The organism is Microbacterium sp. che218 (assembly GCF_040436305.1).
Taxonomy (GTDB): domain Bacteria; phylum Actinomycetota; class Actinomycetes; order Actinomycetales; family Microbacteriaceae; genus Microbacterium; species Microbacterium algihabitans.
Genome location: NZ_AP031501.1, coordinates 2,429,377 through 2,451,415 on the forward strand (window position 1 = coordinate 2,429,377; position 22,039 = coordinate 2,451,415).

The 22,039-nt window shown below is 71.1% G+C and carries 25 protein-coding genes; 10 read left to right on the forward strand and 15 right to left on the reverse strand.

The window, feature by feature from the left end:
- The first annotated feature begins 93 nt into the window (after nucleotides 1-93).
- The 3 genes from rraA to ABXS86_RS11500 all read left to right on the forward strand — a co-directional run bounded on the left by rraA (nucleotide 94) and on the right by ABXS86_RS11500 (nucleotide 1,320).
- Nucleotides 94-561, forward strand: coding sequence for a ribonuclease E activity regulator RraA (gene rraA / locus ABXS86_RS11490; protein WP_353664534.1), 468 nt, complete (start codon nucleotides 94-96; stop codon nucleotides 559-561).
- A 67-nt stretch (nucleotides 562-628) separates the two neighbouring features.
- Nucleotides 629-1,033, forward strand: coding sequence for a VOC family protein (locus ABXS86_RS11495; protein WP_353664535.1), 405 nt, complete (start codon nucleotides 629-631; stop codon nucleotides 1,031-1,033).
- Nucleotides 1,030-1,320, forward strand: coding sequence for a winged helix-turn-helix transcriptional regulator (locus tag ABXS86_RS11500; protein WP_353664536.1), 291 nt, complete (start codon nucleotides 1,030-1,032; stop codon nucleotides 1,318-1,320). The genes ABXS86_RS11495 and ABXS86_RS11500 overlap by 4 nt, the downstream gene beginning before the upstream one ends.
- A 130-nt stretch (nucleotides 1,321-1,450) precedes the next feature.
- Here the strand turns inward: ABXS86_RS11500 and ABXS86_RS11505 are convergent, their stop codons facing one another.
- Both ABXS86_RS11505 and ABXS86_RS11510 read right to left on the reverse strand, forming a co-directional pair.
- Nucleotides 1,451-2,035, reverse strand: coding sequence for a nitroreductase family protein (locus tag ABXS86_RS11505; protein WP_144831470.1), 585 nt, complete (start codon nucleotides 2,033-2,035; stop codon nucleotides 1,451-1,453).
- 156 nt (nucleotides 2,036-2,191) lie between these two features.
- A complete protein-coding gene (locus ABXS86_RS11510) occupies nucleotides 2,192-3,553 on the reverse strand; it encodes a glucose-6-phosphate dehydrogenase (protein ID WP_353664537.1) in 1,362 nt (453 codons plus the stop codon).
- Between the two features lie 113 nt (nucleotides 3,554-3,666).
- Between ABXS86_RS11510 and ABXS86_RS11515 the strand changes: the two genes are divergently transcribed.
- The 3 genes from ABXS86_RS11515 to ABXS86_RS11525 are packed head-to-tail and all read left to right on the forward strand — an operon-like array spanning nucleotide 3,667 to nucleotide 6,658.
- Complete coding sequence (locus ABXS86_RS11515; RefSeq protein ID WP_353664538.1) at nucleotides 3,667-5,454, forward strand: glycoside hydrolase family 15 protein; 1,788 nt, start codon at nucleotides 3,667-3,669, stop codon at nucleotides 5,452-5,454.
- A gap of 9 nt (nucleotides 5,455-5,463) precedes the next feature.
- Complete coding sequence (locus ABXS86_RS11520; RefSeq protein ID WP_353664539.1) at nucleotides 5,464-6,231, forward strand: hypothetical protein; 768 nt, start codon at nucleotides 5,464-5,466, stop codon at nucleotides 6,229-6,231.
- A 46-nt stretch (nucleotides 6,232-6,277) separates the two neighbouring features.
- Nucleotides 6,278-6,658: a VOC family protein gene (locus ABXS86_RS11525; RefSeq protein ID WP_353664540.1), complete on the forward strand. Its 381-nt coding sequence runs from the start codon at nucleotides 6,278-6,280 to the stop codon at nucleotides 6,656-6,658.
- A gap of 79 nt (nucleotides 6,659-6,737) precedes the next feature.
- Here the strand turns inward: ABXS86_RS11525 and ABXS86_RS11530 are convergent, their stop codons facing one another.
- The 4 genes from ABXS86_RS11530 to ABXS86_RS11545 form a co-directional block, all read right to left on the reverse strand.
- Entirely contained in the window at nucleotides 6,738-7,883 is a 1,146-nt protein-coding gene (locus tag ABXS86_RS11530; RefSeq protein ID WP_353664541.1) for an ABC transporter permease, read from the reverse strand.
- Complete coding sequence (locus tag ABXS86_RS11535) at nucleotides 7,880-8,764, reverse strand: ABC transporter ATP-binding protein (protein ID WP_307207121.1); 885 nt, start codon at nucleotides 8,762-8,764, stop codon at nucleotides 7,880-7,882. Before ABXS86_RS11535 ends, ABXS86_RS11530 begins: the two co-directional genes overlap by 4 nt.
- A gap of 377 nt (nucleotides 8,765-9,141) precedes the next feature.
- The gene (locus ABXS86_RS11540; RefSeq protein ID WP_353664542.1) at nucleotides 9,142-9,864 is read right to left on the reverse strand and encodes a response regulator transcription factor; all 723 of its coding nucleotides are present in this window, start codon (nucleotides 9,862-9,864) and stop codon (nucleotides 9,142-9,144) included.
- Nucleotides 9,857-11,116, reverse strand: coding sequence for a sensor histidine kinase (locus ABXS86_RS11545; protein WP_353664543.1), 1,260 nt, complete (start codon nucleotides 11,114-11,116; stop codon nucleotides 9,857-9,859). Before ABXS86_RS11545 ends, ABXS86_RS11540 begins: the two co-directional genes overlap by 8 nt.
- Nucleotides 11,117-11,253: 137 nt before the next feature.
- On the opposite strand from ABXS86_RS11545, the gene ABXS86_RS11550 reads away from it, so the two are divergent.
- The gene (locus ABXS86_RS11550; RefSeq protein WP_307213954.1) at nucleotides 11,254-11,826 is read left to right on the forward strand and encodes an NADPH-dependent FMN reductase; all 573 of its coding nucleotides are present in this window, start codon (nucleotides 11,254-11,256) and stop codon (nucleotides 11,824-11,826) included.
- A gap of 99 nt (nucleotides 11,827-11,925) precedes the next feature.
- Here ABXS86_RS11550 and ABXS86_RS11555 read toward each other — a convergent pair whose 3' ends face one another.
- From ABXS86_RS11555 to ABXS86_RS11565, 3 genes are all read right to left on the reverse strand, one after another.
- Nucleotides 11,926-13,191: an RNA polymerase sigma factor gene (locus ABXS86_RS11555; protein ID WP_353664544.1), complete on the reverse strand. Its 1,266-nt coding sequence runs from the start codon at nucleotides 13,189-13,191 to the stop codon at nucleotides 11,926-11,928.
- 8 nt (nucleotides 13,192-13,199) lie between these two features.
- Entirely contained in the window at nucleotides 13,200-13,625 is a 426-nt protein-coding gene (locus ABXS86_RS11560; RefSeq protein ID WP_353664545.1) for a YciI family protein, read from the reverse strand.
- Nucleotides 13,626-13,811: 186 nt separating this feature from the next.
- Nucleotides 13,812-14,657 (reverse strand): exodeoxyribonuclease III, encoded by an 846-nt coding sequence (locus ABXS86_RS11565; RefSeq protein WP_353664546.1) that lies wholly within the window; start codon nucleotides 14,655-14,657, stop codon nucleotides 13,812-13,814.
- 83 nt (nucleotides 14,658-14,740) lie between these two features.
- Between ABXS86_RS11565 and pyrE the strand changes: the two genes are divergently transcribed.
- Nucleotides 14,741-15,319, forward strand: coding sequence for an orotate phosphoribosyltransferase (gene pyrE / locus ABXS86_RS11570; RefSeq protein ID WP_251509275.1), 579 nt, complete (start codon nucleotides 14,741-14,743; stop codon nucleotides 15,317-15,319).
- Nucleotides 15,320-15,469: 150 nt separating this feature from the next.
- Here the strand turns inward: pyrE and ABXS86_RS11575 are convergent, their stop codons facing one another.
- The 3 genes from ABXS86_RS11575 to ABXS86_RS11585 all read right to left on the reverse strand — a co-directional run bounded on the left by ABXS86_RS11575 (nucleotide 15,470) and on the right by ABXS86_RS11585 (nucleotide 16,736).
- Nucleotides 15,470-15,619, reverse strand: a complete 150-nt coding sequence (locus ABXS86_RS11575; protein ID WP_307207107.1) for a hypothetical protein — start codon at nucleotides 15,617-15,619, stop codon at nucleotides 15,470-15,472.
- 18 nt (nucleotides 15,620-15,637) lie between these two features.
- On the reverse strand, nucleotides 15,638-16,468 hold the full coding sequence (locus ABXS86_RS11580; protein ID WP_307207105.1) for an HAD-IIA family hydrolase: 831 nt from the start codon (nucleotides 16,466-16,468) through the stop codon (nucleotides 15,638-15,640).
- Nucleotides 16,469-16,565: 97 nt separating this feature from the next.
- On the reverse strand, nucleotides 16,566-16,736 hold the full coding sequence (locus ABXS86_RS11585; protein WP_144831515.1) for a CsbD family protein: 171 nt from the start codon (nucleotides 16,734-16,736) through the stop codon (nucleotides 16,566-16,568).
- Between the two features lie 191 nt (nucleotides 16,737-16,927).
- Between ABXS86_RS11585 and ABXS86_RS11590 the strand changes: the two genes are divergently transcribed.
- A complete protein-coding gene (locus tag ABXS86_RS11590; RefSeq protein ID WP_144831518.1) occupies nucleotides 16,928-17,875 on the forward strand; it encodes an SDR family NAD(P)-dependent oxidoreductase in 948 nt (315 codons plus the stop codon).
- Between the two features lie 15 nt (nucleotides 17,876-17,890).
- On the opposite strand, the gene ABXS86_RS11595 is transcribed toward ABXS86_RS11590, so the two are convergent.
- A complete protein-coding gene (locus tag ABXS86_RS11595) occupies nucleotides 17,891-18,526 on the reverse strand; it encodes a metal-dependent transcriptional regulator (protein ID WP_353664547.1) in 636 nt (211 codons plus the stop codon).
- A gap of 9 nt (nucleotides 18,527-18,535) precedes the next feature.
- Complete coding sequence (locus ABXS86_RS11600; RefSeq protein WP_353664548.1) at nucleotides 18,536-19,867, reverse strand: Nramp family divalent metal transporter; 1,332 nt, start codon at nucleotides 19,865-19,867, stop codon at nucleotides 18,536-18,538.
- Between the two features lie 86 nt (nucleotides 19,868-19,953).
- Between ABXS86_RS11600 and ABXS86_RS11605 the strand changes: the two genes are divergently transcribed.
- Entirely contained in the window at nucleotides 19,954-20,628 is a 675-nt protein-coding gene (locus tag ABXS86_RS11605) for a TrmH family RNA methyltransferase (protein WP_353664549.1), read from the forward strand.
- 21 nt (nucleotides 20,629-20,649) lie between these two features.
- Here the strand turns inward: ABXS86_RS11605 and ABXS86_RS11610 are convergent, their stop codons facing one another.
- The gene (locus ABXS86_RS11610) at nucleotides 20,650-21,978 is read right to left on the reverse strand and encodes an MATE family efflux transporter (protein ID WP_353664550.1); all 1,329 of its coding nucleotides are present in this window, start codon (nucleotides 21,976-21,978) and stop codon (nucleotides 20,650-20,652) included.
- Nucleotides 21,979-22,039 lie beyond the last annotated feature (61 nt).

The following is a 22,039-nucleotide window of genomic DNA, read 5'->3' on the forward strand; positions in this document are numbered from 1 at the left end:
CACCCGGCGCTCGAGCAGAGGAACGTCGCGGCCGGGGACCTGGCCGAGATGGCGGGGCGACTCCGCACGGGTCCGCCCCGTTAGCCTGGCGCCATGACGATCGCGACGGCTGACCTGTACGACGACCGCGGCGACGAGCTCGACTCGCTCTCGCTCCCGATGATCGACCTGGGCGGGCACGTCGCCTTCGACGGTGCGGTGCGCACCGTCCGCTGTCACCGTGACAACGCGTTGGTCAAGCAGGTGCTCGCGACCCCTGGCGCGGGCGCGGTGCTGGTGATCGACGGCGGAGGGTCGCTCGAGTCCGCCCTCGTGGGCGATCTGATCGCCGCGTCGGCGGTCGAGAACGGGTGGGCGGGCGTGATCGTCAACGGTGCGATCCGCGATCGCGTGGCGATGGCCGCCCTGCCGCTCGGGGTGAAGGCGCTCGGCTCGAACCCGCGCAAGAGTGCGAAAGACGGGGTCGGCGAGGTCGATGTGCCGGTGACGATCGCGGGTGTCGTGTTCACACCGGGTCGTCACGTGTGGGCGGATGCCGACGGGGTACTCGTCGAGCGCTGAACGCCGCGGCATCCGGTCGAGGTGTTCCGCTCTTGACGGGGCACTTCACTTTTGGAAGTATCGCGCCATGAGCCTCTTCCTCACCTGCCCGGTCGACTCGGTCGACCGCGCCGCCGCCTTCTACACGGCGCTCGGATGGACCCTCAACGCCGAGATGTCCGATCACAACGTGTCGTGCTTCGCCATCGCGGCCGACCAGTACGTCATGCTCGGCAGTCGCGAGATGTACGCCGCGGTCGGTGGCACCGAAGACCTGATCGGCGGGCCGGACACGCCCTCGAAGATCACGGTCTCGTTCGACCTCGGCAGCCGTGAGGCCGTCGATGAGCTCGTCGAGCGCGCCGGCGCCGCCGGAGGACGCATCGGTGACACCGACGACTACCCGTTCATGTACCAACGGCAGTTCGACGACCCCGACGGCTACCACTACTCGCCGTTCTGGATGAAGCCGGCCGCCGATCCCGCCGAGTGAGCGGCCTCGGCGACGCGCTCGAAGTCGTCGGACCCCGGTGGGCGCTGCTCCTCGTCGAGCAGCTGCTCGACGGGCCGCAGCGCTACGGCGATCTGCAGAGGGAGCTCGGGCTGGGCACGAACATGCTCGCCGTGCGGCTACGCGAGCTCGAAGAGGCGGGCGTCCTGCGACGCCTCCCCCTGAAGCACAACACCCGCGCGTACGCGCTGACCGAGCGGGGCGAGGCCCTTCGCCCGGCGATCGAAGCGCTCGGACGATGGGGAGACGGCGTCTCCGGCGCCGCGTGACAGCACGGGTCGCCGACACGACCCCCGCCGAGCGCACCGCGGCCTTTCGACGGCGAAACGCCCGCCGCACGGTACCGCTCTCGGTGAGCGTTGCCGGATGCGACGGGCGTTCGTCGAAAGACGAGAAGACTCAGGCGTCGACGAGCAGCGACTCCGCGACGGTGCGGCGCTCGCGGGGAGCGAGCTCGCGCTGACGCAGACCCTCTTCGGCGGCGTCGATGTCGCCCAGCGCGCCGACCGCGATCACGGTCACGGGGGTGAAGCGGGGGTCGATGTCGAAGGCCGCGCGCAGGTCGTCGGCGACGAATCCGCCCATCTGGTGAGTGGCGAGACCCTCGGCGTGCGCCTGCACGGTGAAGTGCGCGGCGGCCTGGCCGGCGTCGTAGAGGGCCCAGGGACGAGCGTCGCCCTCAGCGGTCTCGTTCTCGGCGAGCACGACCAGCAGCGCACCGGCGGCGGGCGCCCACGCCTGGTTGAAGCCCATCAGGGCCGAGACGACCTTGGCGTGCGCCTCGCCACCGCGGCGGGCGAGGATCATGCGCCAGGGCTGGTGGTTCATGCCCGTGGGGGTCCAGCGCGCCGCCTCGAGGGCGGAACGCAGCGCCTCTTCGTCGATCGGGGTCTCGGCGTCGAAGACGCGAGTGCTCCAGCGCTCGGCGAGCACGTCGAGGATCGGGGCGTCGGTGGGGGCGGTGCGGTCGAGAACGAGTGACATGGGTACTCCTGAGGAACGGGGACGATACCGGGACTCCATTGACCCGCACCAGTGAACGCCCACGGGCCGCCGAGTGTTCCCGTGTGAAGTTATGCGTCGTCGATGAGTCGCTGGTGCACGGTGCAGGGCGCCGGGGTGGGGCTCACGGCATCCGCGTCACTCGCTCCACGACGCGGGACCTGCGGTGCCCGCGGGGTACTCGTCGAGCGGCACCTCGTTCGCACGCCAGGCGTCGATGACCGGCTGCACGATCCGCCAGCACTGCTCGGCCGCGTCGCCGCGGACCGCGAGCATCGCATCGCCGTCGAGGATGCCGGAGAGCACCTCGCCGTAGGCCTTGAGCGCGCCCTCGCCGAGGTCGGCCGCCAGGGTCACGCGCTCCAGCTCGAGCGGATCGTCGGCACCGTTGACGTTGAGGCCGAGGCTCATCGTGTCGGGCCCGAGAGAGAAGACCAGCTCCGACGGCTCGCTCTCGCCGACGAAGCCTCCGGGCAGGTGCCGCACCGGCTTGAACGTCACGGTGATGGCGCGGTGGCCCGAGCTGAGCGCCTTGCCCGAGCGCAGCGTGATCGGAACGCCCTGCCACCGGGCGTTGCGCACCTCGACCGTCATCTCGGCGAGCGTCTCGGTGCCGCGCGCCGCGTCGACCCCCGGTTCGTCGACGTAGGAGGGGAAGTGGCGATCACCGACGTCGCCCGCGGTGTACCGCGCACGACGGGAATTGTGCACGGGGTCGTCGTCGCGCACGTGGGTGGCCCGCAGCACCGCCGAGGTGGCGTCGCGCAGATCGAGTTGATTGAGGGATGCCGGGGGCTCCATCGTCACGAAGGCCATGACCTGCAGTAGGTGGCTCTGGATCATGTCGACGAGGGCGCCCGCGCCGTCGTAGTAGCCCGCGCGACCCTCGAGACCGAGGGGTTCGGGATAGTCGATCTCGACGGAGCCGATGTCGTCGGCCGACCACACGCTCTCGAGGAGGCGGTTCGCGAAGCGGGCTCCGAGGAGATTGAGCACGGTCGAGCGGCCGAGGAAGTGGTCGATGCGGAAGACCTGGTCTTCGGGGACGAGTTTCGCGAGCTGCTGGTTGAGTCGGTGCGCGCTCGCCTCGTCGGTGCCGAAGGGCTTCTCGAGTGCGAGGACCGTGCCCTCGGGGATCTTCACGTCGCTGAGCGCCAGGCAGGCCTTCTCGGCGATCGCCGGGGGAACGGCGAAGTAGAGGGCGGGGCGGCCCTCGGCGTCGTCGAGGAGCTTCTGCAGGTCGGCGGCCTTGGTGATGTCGGCCTGCGAATAGGTGGTCTGCGAGACCTGGTCGAAGGCCGCCGCGGCATCCGTCGTCTGGAACGACTTTTTCACCGCCTCGCGCCAGTGTTCGTCGGTCCAGTCGTCCATGCCGGCGCCGTGCAGACGCACCGAGCGGCCGGGTTCGCGCGTGAGCAGCTGGCCCAGGGCCGGCAGCAGCAGGCGAGAAGTGAGGTCGCCCGAGGCGCCCAGGATGATCAGGGTGGTGTCCGCGGCCATGCGGCCACCGTAGCGCTGTCGTCCGACACCGCCCGGGTGCTTGCAGCAGGTGCATGGATGCCACTAGCGCGACGCTCGGCCACGGTGTCGGTCGTTGCTGTCACAATCCGAGGGTGACGACTCCGATCGAGGATTACGCACTCCTCAGCAACTGCCGATCCGCCGCCCTCGTCTCGTCGCAGGGCAGCATCGACTGGTTGTGCCTGCCGCGGTACGACAGCGGGTCGATGTTCGGCGCCCTGCTCGGCGACGAGTCGCACGGCGCCTGGTCGCTGCGGCCGGCCGACCCCGACGCCCGGTCGACGCGCCGCTACGACGGAGACACGTTCGTGCTCGTCACGCGGTGGGAGACCTCGACGGGCATCGCCGACGTCTACGACGCCATGCCCGTCGACGAGGGCATCGAGGCCGTCGTGCGCCGGGTCGTGGGGGTGGCCGGCGCGGTCGACTTCGTCAGCGAGGTGCGCCTGCGCTTCGACTACGCCCGCGCGATTCCGTGGGTGCAGCAGGTCGGCCAGGGCGGGGAGCACGCGATCCTCGCGGTCGCCGGTCCCGACGCCGTGACGATCCGCGGCCCGCGCCTCATCGCGACCGACACCGCGCACCGCGGCCGCTGGACGACGGCGGCGGGCGAGAGCGTCGACTCGGTGCTGATGTGGGGGCCGTCGTGGCAGAAGGCCCCGGCGCCCTTCAACGTCGAGGCCGCCCTCGAGCGCACTCGCGAGTGGTGGGCGGCGTGGGCCGATCGCGTGCAGGCGGCCGGCACCCATCCCGCGCTCGTCACGCGTTCGCTCATGGTGCTGCGCGCTCTCACGCACTCCGAGACGGGCGGCATCGTGGCGGCGGCGACCACCTCGCTGCCCGAGGCCTTCGGCGGCTCCCGCAACTGGGACTACCGCTACGTGTGGCTGCGCGACGCCGCCCTCACCCTCAGCGCCTACATCGAGCACGGCTACCTCGACGCCGCGCACCGCTGGCGCGACTGGCTGTTGCGGGCGATCGCCGGCGACCCGGCCGACGTGCAGATCATGTACGGCATCGCCGGAGAACGCGACCTGCCCGAGCGCGAGATCTCGAGCCTGCCCGGGTACGACGGGGCCGCCCCGGTGCGCATCGGCAACGGCGCGGTCGACCAGTACCAGGCCGACGTCATCGGCGAGGTAATGGTCGCCCTCGATGCCGCGCGCACCGCGGGGGTCGCCGAGACGACCTTCTCGTGGGCGCTGCAGCGCGCTCTCCTGGCGCAGCTGGTGAAGTGGGTCGATCGACCCGACCTCGGCATCTGGGAGATGCGGGGCGATCCGCACTTCTTCACGCACTCGCGCGCCATGATCTGGGCGGCCTTCGACCGCGGCATCCGGGCCGTCGAAGAGGGGGGCCGCGACGGTGAACTCGACACGTGGCGGCAGATGCGCGACCGCGTGCGGGCCGAGATCGACGCGCGGGGCGTGCACCAGGGCGGCTGGTTCACGCAGCACTTCGACACCGACGAGGTCGACGCTTCGCTGCTCGTGCTGCCGCAGGTGGGCTTCTGCGCCTACGACGACCCGCGCATGCTCGCCACGGTGGCCCGCATGGAGGAGACGCTCATGCCCCACGGCTGGCTGCTGCGGTACCGCACCACCGGTGTCGACGGCCTGGCCGGTGACGAGCATCCGTTCCTCGCCTGCTCGTTCTGGCTGGTGGGTCAGTACGCGCACAGCGGCCGCCGCGACGACGCCGAAGCCCTCATGCACTGTCTGACCTCGGTGGCCAACGACCTGGGCCTGCTGTCCGAGGAGTACGACCCCGTGACCGGTCGACAGGCGGGCAACACCCCGCAGGCCCTGTCGCACCTCGCCCTCGTGGGCGCCGCCGATGCGCTCGACAAGACCGCCCCGGACAGGGCGTCCGGGTCGTAGAGTCGCGGCATGGACGACGACGGCGAGCTCGGAAGACTCCGGGAGCGCGTCTACGGCGCAGACGGGGGCAGCGCGACCCCCGAGATGATCGCGCGTCTCGTCGAACTCGAAGACGACGCGCGCCGGACGCCGTCGGGGGTCCCCGCCGCTGCCGTCGCCGTTCCGCCGCACCCGGCCACGCCGGTCACGACGACGGATGCCGCGGGTGCCGCCGCACCGGACGACCGGCCGAGCCCGCCCCGCGACGAGCCGGGTGACCCCTCCGCCGACACCGAGGGTGCCCCGCTCGCCGGCCCCGCAGACCGCCCGCCCCGCCGCATCCTGCGCTGGACGCTGACCGCGGTCGGCGCAGCCGCTCTCGTCGGCGTCGGCATCGCGATCGGATCGAGCATGGCCATGCCCGCGGCGACCGCCGATCCGGCCGTCTCCGACCTGCCCGAGATGGCGTTCCCGCAGACGACGGAAGACGTCATATCGGCCGACATCATGCGCGACAGCGGCATCGACGCCGCGAGCACGCGCTACATCGCGACGATCGACGACTTCCGCATCTATCTCGCCCGGCCCGATGACGGCGACGGACGCTGCATCGTCGCCTTCACCTCGAGCGACAACCGGCCCTGGTCGGCGGGGTGCGCCAGCGGAGCGCAGACCGGCGCCGCGGTCTTCGGCATCGATCAGAGCCTCACGGTCGCGATCGGTCAGCCCAGCGGCGACCAGGTGGCGGGCGAGCCCCTCCGCCTGTCCGACAGCGTCACGGCCTACGTGGCGCCGTAGCCCCGCGTCGCGACACCCGTGACGCGCTGAACGAAGGAGAACGACGATGTTCCACCCCGATGGTGCGTACTCGGGTCTCGCGGTCGACGACCTCGAGGCCGCACACCGCTTCTACGCCGACACGCTCGGCATCCGCGTCGAGGTGCTCGAGGGCTCGGGCTTCCTGACGCTGCACCTCGCCTCCGGCGGGCGCGTGCTCGTCTACGGCAAGCCCCACCACGAGCCGGCGTCGTTCACGGTGCTCAACTTCCCTGTCGCCGACGTCGAGGCGGCCGTCGACGATCTGCGCTCACGCGGCGTCGACACGAAGATCTACGACGACGAGAACTTCCCGACCGACTCCCGCGGCATCATGCGCGAGGGCGGTCCGCTCATCGCCTGGTTCCGCGACCCCGCGGGCAACGTGCTGGCGGTGCTCGAGGAGTGAGCGCGACCCGCGCGCAGAGGAAGCGGGCGGATGCCGAAGACTCCGGCATCCGCCCGCTCTGAAGACCGCGGCGGGGCGGTCAGCCCTTCAGCGCCTCGACCAGCTTCACGCGGGCACCCATGCGCAGCAGCGAGTTGCGGTAGATGCGCGAGGCGACGCCGATGGCGAGCACGCACGACACGAGCAGCACGATCAGCGACACCACCGGCTCCCACCACTGCGCGTCGCCGAGGTACATGCGAAGGGGCATGCCCACGGGGGCCGAGAACGGCACGTACGACATGATCGTCAGCACGACGGGGTTGTCGTTGAAGAAGATCACGAGGAAGTACGGCGCCATGATCAGCATCGTGATCGGGGTCGTCGTCGCACCGATGTCTTCCTGCCGCGAGACCATCGCGGCCGCGGCGGCGAACAGCGACGCCAGCAGCACGAAGCCGAACAGGAAGAAGATCGCGAACCAGGCGATCGGCGCACCGAGGGTGTCGAGCACGCCCGCCTGACCGGTCACGGCGAGACCCACCACGGCGACCGCCGCCAGCAGCACGATCTGCGCCATCGCGAGGATCGTGTTGCCGAGCACCTTTCCGGCCAGCAGCACCCGCACGGGGATCGCCGAGATGAGGATCTCGACCACGCGCGTCTGCTTCTCTTCGACTACGCTCTGCGCGATCGTGCCGCCGAAGGTCGACGCCGCGATGAGGAAGACGAGTCCGAAGCCGAGCGCGATCAGGTAGCGCAGCGCATCGGCCGCCCCCGCCCCGGGGTCGATCATGTCGACGGGCGGGGTGTCGCTCAGCATCTGCAGCAACGTCGAAGGCACGCCGTCTTTCACCACGACGGTGTAGTCGAACGACGCGTCCGACGATCCCGAGACCAGGGCGGCATCCACCGTGCCGTCTTCGACGAGGGCGCGGGCGGCGTCATCGCTGGCGGCGACGGTGACGTCGAGACCCTCGAGTCCCGACACGGCGCTCTCGGTCTGCGAGGTCACGGCGACGGGGGTACCGCTGCCCGAGGCGTTGTTGGCGGCGAAACCGCCCCACACCACCGAGGCGAGGGCCGCGAGCACGAGGATGGCGGTCGAGATGACGAAGGCCTTGCTCCGCAGCTTCGAGCCGATCTCGCGTTCGGCGACGAGCCAGATGCTCTGCAGCTCGCTGGGGGCGGGGCGCGCAGCGGCCGGCGCGGGCGACGACCTGCGGGTGGGAGTCGAGGTGCTCACTGGATGACCTCCTTGAAGATCTCGGCCAGGGTCGGCCGCTGGGGGGAGAAGCTGGCGACGTCGCCGCGTTCCACGGCGCCGCGGAGCACCCGCTGCGCGACCGTGTCGTCGGCGGCGTCGAAGAGGGCGTATCCGCCGTCGAAGTCGAGCACCGTCACACCGGGTTCTTCGCGCAGCCACCCGGCATCCGCGCGCGAGACGAGCTCGTAGCGGTGGGTCGCATGCTGCGCGCGGAGGTCGTCGCGCGTGCCTGCGGCGCGGATCGTGCCCCCGGCGATGATCACGAGGTCGTCGCACAACCGCTCGACGACGTCGAGCTGGTGCGACGAGAACAGCACGGCCGCTCCCGCTGCCGCCTTCTCCTGCAGCACTCCCGCGACGACGTCGACGGCAAGGGGGTCGAGGCCCGAGAACGGCTCGTCGAGGATCAGCACGTCGGGCTCGTGCACGAGAGAGGCCGCGATCTGGGCGCGCTGCTGGTTGCCGAGCGAGAGCGTCTCGACCAGGTCGCCGAGGCGCTCGCCGAGTCCGAGCCGCTCGAGCAGGGCGGTGGCCTTCTGGTTCGCCTCCGCCTTGCCGAAGCCGTGCAGCCGCGCGAGGTAGGCGATGTGCTCGGCGACCTTCATCTTCGGATACAGCCCGCGCTCTTCGGGCATGTAGCCGAAACGCCGCCGATCCGCCGTGGTCACAGGGGAGCCGTTCAGCTCGACGCTGCCCGCGTCTTTTCCGAGCACGCCGAGGGCGATGCGCATGGTCGTGGTCTTGCCGGCGCCGTTGCCGCCGACGAAGCCGGTCAGTCGCCCGGGGGCGACGGTGAAACCCACCTCGTCGAGCACGCGGCGTCCGCCGTAGCTCTTGGTGATGCCGTCCAACTGGAGCACGGTGCATCCCTTCTCTCGATGCCTCCACGCTAGAGACGCGGATGCCGCGGCACCTCCGCCCCGCGAGGGGTTCGTGCGCTCCACCGTGAGGGGGAGGGGGCTCGGCCGAGGGCTCCTGGGCCTGTCGAAGGTCCGTGAGCGCGCAACCGAGGTCCCCGAGCCTGTCGAAGGGCCCGAACCCCGAGGCCCCTGAGCCTGTCGAAGGTCCGTGAGCGCGCAACCGAGGCCCCTGAGCCTGTCGAAGGGCCCGAACCCCGAGGTCCCTGAGCATGTCGAAGGTCCGTGAGCGCGCAACCGAGGTCCCTGAGCCTGTCGAAGGGACCGGGCCCCACGCACGAGACGCGCGCCCGCCCCCCGCGTGCGCGGGACTCCGCCTGTCAGGCCAGCCCGTGCCGGTGCGCGAGCACCACGGCCTGCACGCGGTCGCGCGCACCGAGCTTCTGCAGCACGTTCGACACGTGCGTCTTGACGGTCGCCTCGCCGATGAACAGGCGCGCGGCGATCTCGGCGTTGCTGAGGGCCTCGGCGACGAGGGAGAGCACCTCGCTCTCGCGCTCGGTCAGCGGCTCGCTGAGGTGCAGGGTGTCGGCCCGGCGTGCGGCGGGCTCGGCGCCTTCCGAGGCCGGCGCGGGGCTCGCGGCGGAGCTCCCGGATGCCACGTCGCCGGCGCCCTGCGCGGCGAAGCGTTCGATGACCCGGCGGGTGACCTCGGGGGCGAGCAGCGCGTCGCCCGCGCCCACGATCCGCACCGCCGAAACGAGCTCTTCGGGGCCGGCGTTCTTCAGCAGGAATCCGCTGGCTCCCGCCGCGAGCGCGGCGAACAGGTAGTCGTCGCGATCGAAGGTGGTCACGATGAGGATCGCGGCGTCGGAGGCGGGATCGGCCGTCAGCAGGCGCGTCGCCTCGAGGCCGTCCATGTCGGGCATCTGCACGTCCATGCAGATCACGTCGGGGCGCAGCTCCCGCGCCGCGTCGATCGCCGCGCGACCCGAGGCCGCCTCGCCGACGACCGTGATGTCGTCTTCGAGCGACAGGATCGTGCGGAACCCCGCGCGCATCATGGCGTGGTCGTCGACCAGCAGCACCCGCAGCTCAGACATGCGACACCTCCGGGGTCAGCAGCGGCACCCGCACGCGCACCAACCAGCCGCCGCGCGCGCGGGGACCGATCTCGATCGTCCCGCCCGATGCCGCGGCGCGCTCGCGCATGCCGAGCTGGCCGAGGCCCGGCGTCGACGAACCGCGGCGTCCGGTGTTCGTGACCTCGAGTTCCACGGCATCCGGATCGAACCGCAGGCGCACGTCGGCCGTCGCTTCGGGGCCGGCGTGACGCCGGGCGTTCGTGAGCGCTTCTTGCGCGATGCGGTACAGGTTGACCTGCACGAGCGGCGGGGGATCGGTCGCTGCTTCGCCGATGACCGTGAGGGTCGTGGGAAGACCCGCCGCGGTCGCCTCGTCCACCAGTCCCGCGACCGAGGTGAGCCCGTGCGTGGTCGGGGCCGTGTCGGGCGCCGCGTCGCCGTCGGGCGTGCGCAGGGTCTCGAGCAGCTGGCGCAGTTCGTGCAGAGACGACCGGGCGGATCCCTCGATGCCCGCGAGGTTCTGCCGCGCGGCATCCGGATCACGATCCAGCAGCGACCGCGCCACCCCCGCCTGCACGCCCATCAGCGATACGTGGTGGGCGACCACGTCGTGCAGCTCGCGCGCGATGCGCACGCGGTCGAGCGCCACGGCCTGGGCGGCGGTGACCTCGCGCTCCGTCTCGAGTTCTGCCGTGCGCTCCTCGAGGGAGGCGCGCTCGCGCATCTGCTGGTACGAGCGGTTGCCGAAGTAGTACGCGCCGCCGAAGTACAGCGCGTTGAGGAGGATGTTGAGCAGTTGATAGGCGACGAACGGCGAGAACGCCCCGGCGCGCGAGAAGGGTCCTTCCACGCTCGGGTCGACCGGCTGCGTGGCCTCTTGGAACATCACGATGAACAGCCACGCGAACATGCCCACGATGAGGCCGACGCGCACGATCGTCGCCCGACGCCGGTCGGTCTCCCACGCGCCCACCGTGTACAGGGCGATGAACATCGCGATGTTGCCCGCGTACAGCTCGGGGATGCGGAAGGTCACTGCGAGGAAGTACGCGACCGTGACGATGACCGCGGCGACCGAGGGCCACCGCCGGCGGAAGGCGATCGGGATCGCGAGCACCGCGACGTAGCCCAGTGCGACCGCGAGGGAGCCCTGCTGATCGCCGTAGATGCCCGAGACCGACGAGAGGACGGCGCTGGTCAGTCCGCCCAGGAACAGCGCGGCGGCGAGCACGAGGTCGTTGCGTTGCTGCGTGCGGGTGAGCCGGGCCATCCCTCCACGGTAGGGGGGAGCTCCGACACCTGCATCCCCCGTGGGGTGGAGTCAAGAGGGGCGGGAATACAGGATGCGCGGTGATGCTTGCACGTGAATGAATCCGGGCGCCCGGCGCCCCCGTCTTCTCTGAAAGGATCACCGTGACCGAGATCGGCTACATCGTCGGCAGCATCTCCAGCACCTCCATCAACCGGCGCCTGGCGAAGGCGCTCGAGAAGGTCGCTCCCGAGGGCGTGACGCTCAAGGAGATCCCCATCAAAGACCTCCCCTTCTACTCGCCCGACTACGACGGCGACTTCCCCCAGGTCGCGCGCGACTTCAAGCAGGCGATCGAAGACACCGACGCCATGTTCATCGTGACCCCCGAGTACAGCCGCTCCATCCCCGGCGTGCTCAAGAACGCCCTCGACTGGTCGGCCCGCCCGTACGGCGAGGCGTCGTTCAACGACAAGCCCACCGCGGTCATCGGCACCTCGCAGGGCGGCATCGCCACCGCGGCCGGCCAGCAGCACCTGCGCTCCGTGCTCCTGCACTACAACGCCCTGGTGCTCGGTCAGCCCGAGGGCTACATCCAGTCGACCCCCGGCCTGTTCGAAGAGGACGGCACCGTCACCGACGAGGGCACGGCCGCGTTCCTGCGCTCGATCATCGAGGCGCTCGTGACCCTCGCGAAGCGCACTGCTCCCGCCGAGGTCCCCGCGGCCTGAGACGCGCTTTCACGACGGGGTCGGGGGTTCGCCTCCGGCCCCGTCTCATCCCAGGTCCCTGAGCCTGTCGAAGGGACCGGACGCCGTGTTCCCGGTGGCTCAGCCCACGGTCTCTCCCTCGGGACGGCTCCGCAGCGCCTCGGCCTTCCGCCTCAGGAGCGCCGCCTCGCGCTCGTTGCGCGTGAGCCCGGCGGCGGCGAGCAGCTCCGCGCGCGCCTCGGCCGATCGCCCCAGGCGTGACAGCAGCTCACCGCGCACCGACGGGATGAGGTGCGAGCCCCTCAGCTGCCCGGTCGCGGAGAGGGCGTCGATGGCCGCGAGGCCCTCGAGGGCACCGGATGCCATGGCCACCGCGACCGCGCGATTGAGCGCCACGACCGGATTGGCCCCGAGTCGACCCAGCGCGTCGTAGAGCTGCACGATGCGCGGCCAGTCGGTCGCGTCGACGCTCGTCGCCTCGGCGTGACAGAGCGCGATCGCCGCCTGCAGCTGGTACGGCCCGCGGCCTCGGCCCAGGGCCTCGGCGCGCTCGAGCAGGGCCCGGCCGCGCGCGATCGCCGACCGGTCCCAGCGCCGCCGGTCTTGATCGGCCAGCAGCACGGCATCGCCGTTCGCATCCACGCGCGCCGCGAACCGCGACGCCTGCAGCTCCATGAGCGCCGACAGAGCGAGCACCTCCGGCTCGCGCGGCAGCAGGCGCCCGAGCACGCGACCCAGTCGTACGGCCTCGTGTGCGAGCTCGGTGCGCAGCACCGCATCGCCGGCGCTCGCGGCGTAGCCCTCGGTGAAGATGAGGTAGATCACCGTCAGCACCGCGCCGCGTCGGGCGGGCCATTCCGCCGGCTCGGGCACCTCGAACGGCACCCCGGCCGCGCTCAGCGCCTTCTTGGCCCGCACGATCCGCTGCTGCATCGTGGGCACGGGAACGAGGAAGAGGCGCGCGATCGCCTCCGTGTCGAGCCCGCCGACGACCTTGAGGGTCAGCGCGACCTGCGCGTCGCGGGCGAGCACCGGGTGGCACGCCGTGAACGCCAGGCGCAGCACGTCGTCGTCGATGGGCTGCCACGCGGCATCCGTCACCTCGTCGAGGTCGGCGCCGATCAGGCGGTACTTCTCGCCTCGCGCCCGCTCCCGACGCCAGCCGTCGATTGCGCGCCGCTTCGCGACGGCGGTGAGCCACGCTCCGGGATTGTGCGGCACTCCCTCGCGCGGCCACTGCGCCAGCGCCTCGAGCAGCGCGTCGTGCGCGAGGTCTTCGGCGGTGGGAAGATCGCCGACCACGCGCGCGAGCGTCGCGACGATGCGGGCGCCTTCGATGCGCCAGATCGCCGCGACGCGTCGCGAGAGCTCGGTGTCGTTCTCCACACGTGGGGTCAGCGCGAGGCCTGCTCCTCGCGCCAGCCCTCTTCCTTCTGGATGTACTCGTTGTCGGCGAAGGCGGCGAAGTCGGTCTCGTCGGTGACCCGGCGCACCTCGAGCTTGTTGCCCGCGATCAGCGGAGCGCGGCGGGCCCACTCCACGGCCTCGTCCTTGCGCGACACCTCGATGATCCAGAAGCCGTTGAACAGCTCGTGCGTCTCGCCGTAGGGGCCGTCGGTGACGACGGGCTCCTCACCGCCGAACTCGACCACGAAGTTCTTGCTCGTGTCTTCGGCGAGACCGTCGCCGGCGACGAGCACCCCCGCGTCGATCATCGACTCGTTGTAGGCGCCCATCTGGTTGATGACCTGCTCGAACGGGATCTTCTTGTACTCCGCGTACGCCTCGTCGGTGCCGCGCATGATCAGCATGTACTTCATCGTCGTCTTCTCTCGTCGGTGCTCCGGGGAACCGTTCCCCTACTATCGCGTCGAACGACGCCGAGCGGAATCGACAGGGTGCGGGAGAAATGATTCCGGATGCCGTGGGCTCGGGCTTTTCAGGGGTGCGACGCGCTGGGCGGGCTCGATTGCGCGAGGGCTCGGGCGATGCCGCTGCGTCGGCGGTCAGCCGAAGATCATCGGCAGGTCGTCATCGTCGTCGGCGCCCGAGAGGTCGAGGTCGGCGACGACGGGCACGTGGTCGCTGGGGACCTCGCCCTTGCGCTCGTTGCGGTGGATCTCGGCGCCGTGCACCGCGTCGGCGAAGGCCTGCGAGCCGAGGATGAAGTCGATACGTAGACCCTCATTGCGGGGGAAGCGCAACTGCTTGTAGTCCCAGTAGGTGTAGCCGGTGGGGATCAGCGGGCGCACGACGTCGGTGAGACCCGCGGCCTCGAAGGCGCGGAAGGCTTCACGCTCGGGAGGGGAGACGTGGGTGGTCGCCCCCTCGACGACCGTGGGGTCGCCGTTGTCGGCGTCGGTCGGAGCGATGTTGAAGTCGCCGGTGAGGGCGAGCGGCAGATCGGGGCGGGCCGAGAGGGTGTCGGCCGTGTACTGGCGCAGCTTGTCGAGCCAGTCGAGCTTGTAGACGTAGTGCGGGTCGTCGAGTCCACGACCGTTGGGCACGTACAGGCTCCACACGCGCACGCCGTTCACCGTCGCCCCGATCGCGCGGGCCTCCTGCGGCAGGTCCGGACCCTCCTTGCCCTTCTCGAACCCGGGCATGCCGGGGAAGCCGATCTCGACGTCTTCGAGGGGCTCACGGCTCGCGATGGCGACGCCGTTCCACTGATTCAGGCCGTGCGCGGCGACGTGGTACCCGGCTTCTTCGAACGCCGCGTACGGGAACTGCTCCGTCTTGCACTTGATCTCCTGCATCGCCAACACGTCGATGTGCTCGCGCACGCAGAACTCGACGGTGCGGGTGACGCGGGCGCGGATGGAGTTGACGTTCCAGGTGGCCAGGCGCATGGCATCCAGCCTACTTTCGGCCGCCGACATCGGAGGCCAGAGCGACTCCGGCGTTATCTGTATGGAGCACTAAACTCGACGCCGTGACCACCGCCTCCACTCCCGAGCTCGAAGCCGACCGTCAGGCCCTCATCGGCCTCATCAAGGACGAGGCGGTGTTCCACGGCGACTTCACCCTCTCGAGCGGCAAGAAGGCGACGTACTACGTCGACATGCGCAAGCTCACTCTCGACCACCGTGCCGCTCCCGCGATCGGTCGTCTGGTGCTCGACCTGGTGAAAGACCTCGACGGCATCGTCGCCGTCGGCGGACTCACGCTCGGCGCCGACCCCATCGCCAACGCCGTCATGCACGAGTCGGTGCACGCCGGTCGACCGCTCGATGCGTTCGTCGTGCGCAAGGAGCCGAAGGACCACGGCCGCGGCCGCCAGATCGAGGGCGCCGATGTGAAGGGCAAGCGCGTCGTCGTCGTCGAAGACACTTCGACCACGGGCCAGTCGGCGCTCAAGGCCGTCGAGGCCCTGCGCCGCGAGGGCGCGGAGGTCGTCGCCGTCGCCGTCATCGTCGACCGCAAGACCGGCGCTCAGGCCGCGATCGAGGCCGAGGGTCTGCAGTGGCTGGGCTCGATCGACCTCGACGACCTGGGCCTTGCCCCGCAGTAGGACCGCCGCGTCACCAGAACAGGCTGGTGCGACGAGAACAGGCTGATCTCGCCCGAATCGCCCTGTTACCGTGACATGCCCTGTTCTCGTGACGGGCAAAGGGGCCGGATGCCGAGCCCTCGCCGCCCCGAACGGTGCGACCCGCCGTGGTCAGGGCGCGTCGTCGCCGGGCCCGGGGCCGTCGAAGGGGTCGCGCCGCCCGCCGCCGCGGCGGGACCGCCGCCACTGCACGATGAACGCCACGAGCGTGCCGGCGGTGATGAAGAAAGCGACGATCAGCCAGAGCGTGCGGTCATCCACGGTGTGTCTCCCTGAGGTTCACAAGCCTTCGCTGAGCCCGTCTTCGCCGTCGGCCAGGTCGCTCTCGATCGGTTCGTCGCGCACCAGCTCGGCGACCGACCCGAGGATCTCGTCGGGACGGAACGGATAGCGCTCGATCTCGCGCTGGTCGCTGATGCCGGTCATCACGAGCACGGTGTGCAGGCCCGCCTCGATGCCGGCGACGATGTCGGTGTCCATGCGGTCGCCGATCATGCCGGTGTTCTCGCTGTGGGCGCCGATGCGGTTCAGGGCCGAGCGGAACATCATCGGGTTGGGTTTGCCGACGATGTAGGGCTCTTTGCCCGTGGCCTTGGTGATGAGCGCGGCGATCGCCCCGGTCGCGGGCAGCACGCCCTCGGTCGAAGGCCCCGTGGCATCCGGATTCGTCGCGATGAAGCGGGCGCCGCCGCTGATGAAGCGGATGGCCTTGGTGATGGCCTCGAACGAGTAGTTGCGCGTCTCGCCCACGACGACGTAGTCGGGAGCGGTCTCGGTCAGGATGAAGCCCGCCTCGTGCAGGGCGGTGGTGAGTCCTGCCTCGCCGATGACGAAGGCGGAGCCGCCGGGCATCTGCGACTGGAGGAAGTCGGCGGTGGCGAGAGCCGAGGTCCAGATCGACGACTCGGGCACCACGAGCCCCGAGGCTCGCAGTCGGGCGCTCAGATCGCGCGGCGTGTAGATCGAGTTGTTCGTCAGCACGAGGAACGGCGTGCCCTCGGCCCGCCATTGCGCGAGCAGCTCGGATGCTCCGGCGATGGGGGTGTTCTCGTGGACGAGAACGCCGTCCATGTCGGTCAGCCAGCACTCGATGTCGCCACGCGTCCGCATGCGGCCCAGCCTAGACCCGGGTTCCGACACCGCTGGAAAAGAGCGCGGGCGGGCCCGACCCGGAGGTCGTGGGCCCGCCCGTCCGCGGAACGCCGACTTACTTGAACGTGTCCTTGACGTTCTCGCCGGCCTTCTTCGCGTCGGCCTTGACCTGGTCGGCCTTGCCTTCGGCGGCCAGCCGGTCGTTGTCGGTGGCGTTGCCGACCGCTTCCTTCGCCTTGCCCACGATGTCCTGAGCGGCGTTCTTGATCTTGTCGTCGAGACCCATGATCGGACTCCTTCTCGTTATGTCGGCGTCAGCGACGGTGTCTGTCGTCGCGACGGAGCGGGATGCTCACAGGGGAGACGTGTCGGGGAGGGGATTCGTCACGCCGGACGTGAAAAAACTTTCACGAACTCGATATGCCGGAATCGGAATGCACCCGTGACGTGCGGGCTCGATCTCGTTAGGGTCGAAGGGTGGCGCGCGCAGACTGGGATCCCGAGAACCTCCCCGACCTCTCCGGGAAGACCTATTTGGTGACCGGCGCGACCCGCGGTCTCGGCTTCTTCGCGTGCGAGCAGCTCGCCGTCGCGGGCGCCCACGTGCTGCTGACCGGCCGCAGCCCGCACAAGCTGTCGACGGCCAAGGCCGCGATCCTGCGGTCGCATCCGGATGCCGCTGTCGAGACGCTCCTGCTCGACACCAGCAACATGGGCTCGGTGCGCGCCGCCGCCGCGACCGCGCGCGCCCGTGGCCGCCTCGACGGTCTGCTGCTGAACGCGGGGATCGTGCACCCGCCGAAACAGCGCGAGACGGCCGGAGGCCACGAGCTCGTCTTCGCCACGAACGTGCTGGGCCACTTCGCGCTGGCCGGCGAACTGCTCAAGCCCCTGTCGACGGGCCGCGGCCGCATGGTGTGGGTGGGCAGCATGTCGACCTCGCTGTGGCGGCACGTTCCCACCGACCCCGAACTGCGCGAGGGATACACCCCGTGGCGCGCGTACGTGCAGTCGAAGGCGGCGACCACGGCCCTCGCGCTCGAGGCCGACAAGCTGCTTCGCGCGCACGGCGTGCCGGTGCAGAGCCTGGTCGCGCATCCCGGCTACTCGACGAGCGGACGCACGCGCGGCGTCCGCGGGGTCAACGAGCCCACGCGCCTCTCGCGCTTCGTCGACAACCTGCAGGCGCCGATCACGCAGTCCAAGGAGCAGGGGGCGTGGGCGCTGGTCCGAGCGCTGGTCGATCCCCTCGCCGAGGGCGGCTCGATGTACGGCCCCGCCATGGTCGCGCGCGGTCTTCCGCGCAAGGCGACGCCCGCCCGACGCACGCGCGCGAGCGACCTCGGCGCCGACCTGTGGCGCGCGTGCGAGACCGCGACGCACGTGCGCTGGCCCTTCGATCGGGCTCGGCGCGCGGCATCCTGACCGCCGGACGGCACGTCAGCGCGTCAGCCAGACCGACGTGCCGGCATCGGTCGGCAGCGAGACCTCGACGCCGTCGGCACGCACCACGGTGTCGGAGACGACCTCGAGCTCGTGACCCACGTCGATCCCCCTCTCGACCAGGGCCCGCAGCAGTTCGGGGTCGCGGTCGCTGACGCGCAGCACGCGTCCGGCGTGCCCGGCGGGCGCCTCGGCCAGCAGCACGAAGGGCTCGCGGTGCACGGAGCCATCGGCATCCGGGATCGCGTCTCCGTGCGGGTCGAAGCGCGGACGCCCCAGCCGCTCGTCGATGCCCTCGAGCAGTCGGTCGCTCAGCGCGTGCTCGAGCACCTCGGCCTCGTCGTGCACTTCGTCCCACGCGTAGGCGAACTCGCGGACCAGCCACGTCTCGATCAGGCGGTGGCGGCGGATCACGGCGGCCGCGCGACGCTGGCCCGCGGCGGTGAGCGACACGGGCCCGTACGGGCGGTGGGTCACGAGGCCCTGAGCGGCGAGCTTCTTCACCATCTCGGTCACGCTCGAGGGGGCGAGGCCGAGCACTCCGGCGAGCTGCGACGGCGTGATCGCCGAATCCTGCCACTCGGTGTGGTGGTAGATCGCTTTGAGGTAGTCGTCTGACACGGGCGATTCCACGCCTTCAGCCTATCCGCCGGTGAACACCAGCCACAGGAGCACGGCGTTGAGCCCGATGAGGAAGACGGATGCCGCGACCCCGGCGGCCGTGGTCAGGGCGCGGTTGCGGTAGGCGCCCAGCACGTCGGCGCGCCGGGTGAGGGCGACCAGGGGCACGAGCGCGAACGGGATGCCGAACGACAGCACCACCTGGCTCAGCACGAGCGCGAGCGTGGGGTCGACGCCGAGCGCGAGGATCACCAGCGCCGGCACGAGCGTGACGAGACGCCTCGCGACGAGGGGCACGCGCGCGTGGAGCAGGCCGTGCATGATCTCGGCTCCGGCGTACGCCCCGACCGAGGTGGAGGCGAGGCCGCTCGCGAGAAGGCCCACCGCGAACAGGGTCGCCACGAGCGGCCCGAGTCCGTCGCGCAGGGCGGTGTAGGCGCCCTCGAGGCTGTCGGTGCCGGCGACGCCCGCGAGGTTGGCGGCCGCGAGCAGCAGGATCGCGAGGTTGACGGTGCCGGCCACGGCCAGGGCGATCGTCACGTCCCACCGCGTGGCGCGCAGCAGGCGCGGTGTCGAGATGCCGCGGGCCCTCTCGAGGTCGGCGGGGGCGAGGGGCGAGGAGAGGCGGGCGGATGCCGTGACCCCAGCCGTCGCGCGCGGAGCGTCGGCGGCGGGCGGGGCGAAGCGATCGCGGGCGAGGGCGGAGTGGGCGTAGATCGCGTGCGGCATGATCGTGGCGCCGAGGATCGAGGCGGCCAGCAGCACCGAGGTCGAGTCCTCGAAGCGCGGCACGAGCCCGCCGACGACCCCGGCGACGTCGGGCGGGGCGAAGAACAGCCCGGCCGAGAAGCCGATCGCGATGATGACGAGCAGCCCGATCAGCACGGTCTCGAACGCGCGGGCGCCCCGCCGGGTCTGCACGAGCAGCAGCGCGAGCGAGACGACACCGGTGATGGCTCCTCCCCAGACGAGCGGGATGCCGAACAGCAGGTGCAGGGCGACGGCGCCGCCGATGACCTCCGCCACGTCGGTGGCCATCGCCACGAGCTCGGCCTGCAGCCAGTACGCGCGACGCGCCCACGGGCGCTGCATCCGACGGCCGAGCACCTGCGGCAGGCTCTCGCCCGTGACGATGCCGAGCTTCGCGGACAGGTACTGGATGAGCCACGCCATCACGTTGCCGAGCACCACGACCCACACCAGCAGGTAGCCGAAGGCGGCGCCGGCGGTCATGTTGCTGGCGACGTTGCCGGGGTCGAGGTACGCCACACCGGCCACCATCGCGGGGCCGAGCAACCACAGCGCGCGTTCGGGTGCGCGTCGCTCGGTCACCGAGTCGGTATTTTTCGGCATCCCGAAAAGTTAGCAAGATTTCGGGTGACCGAAAAGTGGGTCGATGACCCGCGAGCGCGCCGCACCCGCCCGGGTAGCCTGGAGGAGTGACGGATGCCGACGAGCCCACGCCGGCGCCCGATGACGGCACCACCGATACGGCGCGTGCAGACGCACCTCCCGCGCACGGGGTCGGCCCGTGGCCCGGCGGACCCGATCAGTGGCCCGACGACCCCCGCTACGACCCCGAACTGCTCGCGGGCGGCGACACCCGCAACGTGGTCGACGAGTACCGCTACTGGAGCATGGACGCGATCGTGGCGGACCTGGATGCCAAACGGCATCCGTTCCACGTCGCGATCGAGAACTGGCAGCACGACCTCAACATCGGGTCGATCGTGCGCAGCGCCAATGCCTTCCTCGCCGCCGAGGTGCACATCGTGGGCAAACGCCGGTGGAACCGCCGCGGCGCCATGGTGACCGACCGCTACCAGCACGTGCGCCACCACGAAGACGTCGCCGCCTTCGCCGCGTGGGCGCGCGAAGCGGGGCTGCCGGTGATCGCCGTCGACAACGTCGAGGGGTCGGTGCCGGTCGATCGCGCCGAGCTGCCCGAGCGGTGCGTGCTGCTGTTCGGTCAGGAGGGTCCGGGGCTGTCGGCCGAGGCGATCGCGGCCGCCACCGGTGTCGTCGAGATCACGCAGTACGGCTCGACGCGCTCGATCAACGCCGCCTCCGCCGCCGCGGTCATCATGTACGAGTGGTGTCGCCGCTGGGCGTGAGCACTGCTCGCTCGGGCGCGGTCAGTCGCCCGCGGTCATCCACGCCCGCCCGCGCACGCGCAGGCCGAGCGTGAGGGCCCGCGCGAGAAGGTAGACGCCGAAGAACGCAGCCGCGAGCCACGCCAGGCCCGACGCCCCGCCACCCGCGAGCGCGGCGACCAGCAGCAGGGCGGGGATGTAGGGCACGAGGTTCAGCACTCCCGCGATCGCGAGGTAGCGGGCATCGCCGGCGCCGATGAGCACGCCGTCGAGCACGAAGACGAACCCCGCGAGCGGTTGCGCGACGGCGAGCACCAGCAGCGCCGGGCGGATGAGCGCGGCGATCTCGGGGTCGCCCGTGAAGAGCAGACCGATGACTCCCGACGAGGCCGCCACGACGGCGCCGACGATGACCCCGAACCAGATGCCCCAGGCGCTCGTTCGCCGCAGCACGCGGCCCACGGTCTCGGTGTCGCGGGCGCCGAGCGAGCGACCGATGAGCGCCTGCGCCGCGATCGCCAGGGCGTCGAGGGCGAAGGCCGCCGTCGAGAAGATCGTGAAGGCGATCTGCCAACCGGCGAGCTCGGCCGAGCCCAGACCCGTCGCGACGGCGACGGTCGCGAGGAACGCGATGCGCAGGCTCACCGTGCGCAGGAACAACCACCCGCCCGAACGCACGGTGCCGCCCAGGCCGTCGCGCTGGGGGCGCAGGGTCGCGGAATGGCGTCGGGCGAGGCGGCGCACGACCACGACGTAGGCGCCGACCATGCCCCACTGCGCCATCACCGTGCCGAAGGCCGACCCGCCGATGCCCCAGCCGAAGCCGTAGATGAACAGGGCGTTGAGCAGGGCGTTCGCGCCGAAGCCGAGCCCGGCGATCCACAGCGGCGTCACCGTGTCTTGCATGCCGCGCAACAGGCCCGTCGCGGCGAACACGACGAGCATGGCCGGCAGACCCCACATCGAGATCGACAGGTAGATCCGGGCGTTGTCGGCGACGTCGGGCGCCGCCCCGAACAGGTCGACGACGGCGGGGGTCGTCAGCGACCCGGCGATCGCCAGCACCGCGCCGAGGGCCAGCGCGAGCCACATGCCGTCGATACCCGCCGACACCGCCCGCCCCGGTTCGCCCGCGCCGAGGCGTCGAGCGACGGCGGGGGTGGTCGAGTACGCGAGGAAGACCATCAGGCCGACGATCGTCTGCAGCACCGCGCTCGCGATGCCGAGACCCGCGAGCGGTGCGACCCCGAGGTGGCCCACCATCGCCGCGTCGACGATGAGGAAGAGCGGCTCGGCCACGAGCGCGCCCAGCGCGGGCAGGGCGAGGCGCACGATGCTGCGGTTGAGCGTCTCGGGCGCGGGGGCGGTCACACATCGAGCCTAGGGTGGGCCTCCGACACCGCCGGCTCCGCCTCACCCGTCGCGCACCGCG

Excerpts from the sequence above, each read along its gene's own strand:
- rraA (WP_353664534.1), top strand. The coding sequence starts at position 94 with ATGACGATCGCGACGGCTGACCTGTACGACGACCGCGGCGACGAGCTC.
- ABXS86_RS11495 (WP_353664535.1), top strand. The coding sequence starts at position 629 with ATGAGCCTCTTCCTCACCTGCCCGGTCGACTCGGTCGACCGCGCCGCC.
- ABXS86_RS11505 (WP_144831470.1), bottom strand. The coding sequence starts at position 2,035 with ATGTCACTCGTTCTCGACCGCACCGCCCCCACCGACGCCCCGATCCTC.
- ABXS86_RS11510 (WP_353664537.1), bottom strand. The coding sequence starts at position 3,553 with ATGGCCGCGGACACCACCCTGATCATCCTGGGCGCCTCGGGCGACCTC.
- ABXS86_RS11520 (WP_353664539.1), top strand. The coding sequence starts at position 5,464 with ATGGACGACGACGGCGAGCTCGGAAGACTCCGGGAGCGCGTCTACGGC.
- ABXS86_RS11525 (WP_353664540.1), top strand. The coding sequence starts at position 6,278 with ATGTTCCACCCCGATGGTGCGTACTCGGGTCTCGCGGTCGACGACCTC.
- ABXS86_RS11540 (WP_353664542.1), bottom strand. The coding sequence starts at position 9,864 with ATGTCTGAGCTGCGGGTGCTGCTGGTCGACGACCACGCCATGATGCGC.
- ABXS86_RS11545 (WP_353664543.1), bottom strand. The coding sequence starts at position 11,116 with ATGGCCCGGCTCACCCGCACGCAGCAACGCAACGACCTCGTGCTCGCC.
- ABXS86_RS11560 (WP_353664545.1), bottom strand. The coding sequence starts at position 13,625 with ATGAAGTACATGCTGATCATGCGCGGCACCGACGAGGCGTACGCGGAG.
- ABXS86_RS11565 (WP_353664546.1), bottom strand. The coding sequence starts at position 14,657 with ATGCGCCTGGCCACCTGGAACGTCAACTCCATCCGCGCCCGCGTCACC.
- ABXS86_RS11580 (WP_307207105.1), bottom strand. The coding sequence starts at position 16,468 with ATGCGGACGCGTGGCGACATCGAGTGCTGGCTGACCGACATGGACGGC.
- ABXS86_RS11585 (WP_144831515.1), bottom strand. The coding sequence starts at position 16,736 with ATGGGTCTCGACGACAAGATCAAGAACGCCGCTCAGGACATCGTGGGC.
- ABXS86_RS11600 (WP_353664548.1), bottom strand. The coding sequence starts at position 19,867 with ATGCCGAAAAATACCGACTCGGTGACCGAGCGACGCGCACCCGAACGC.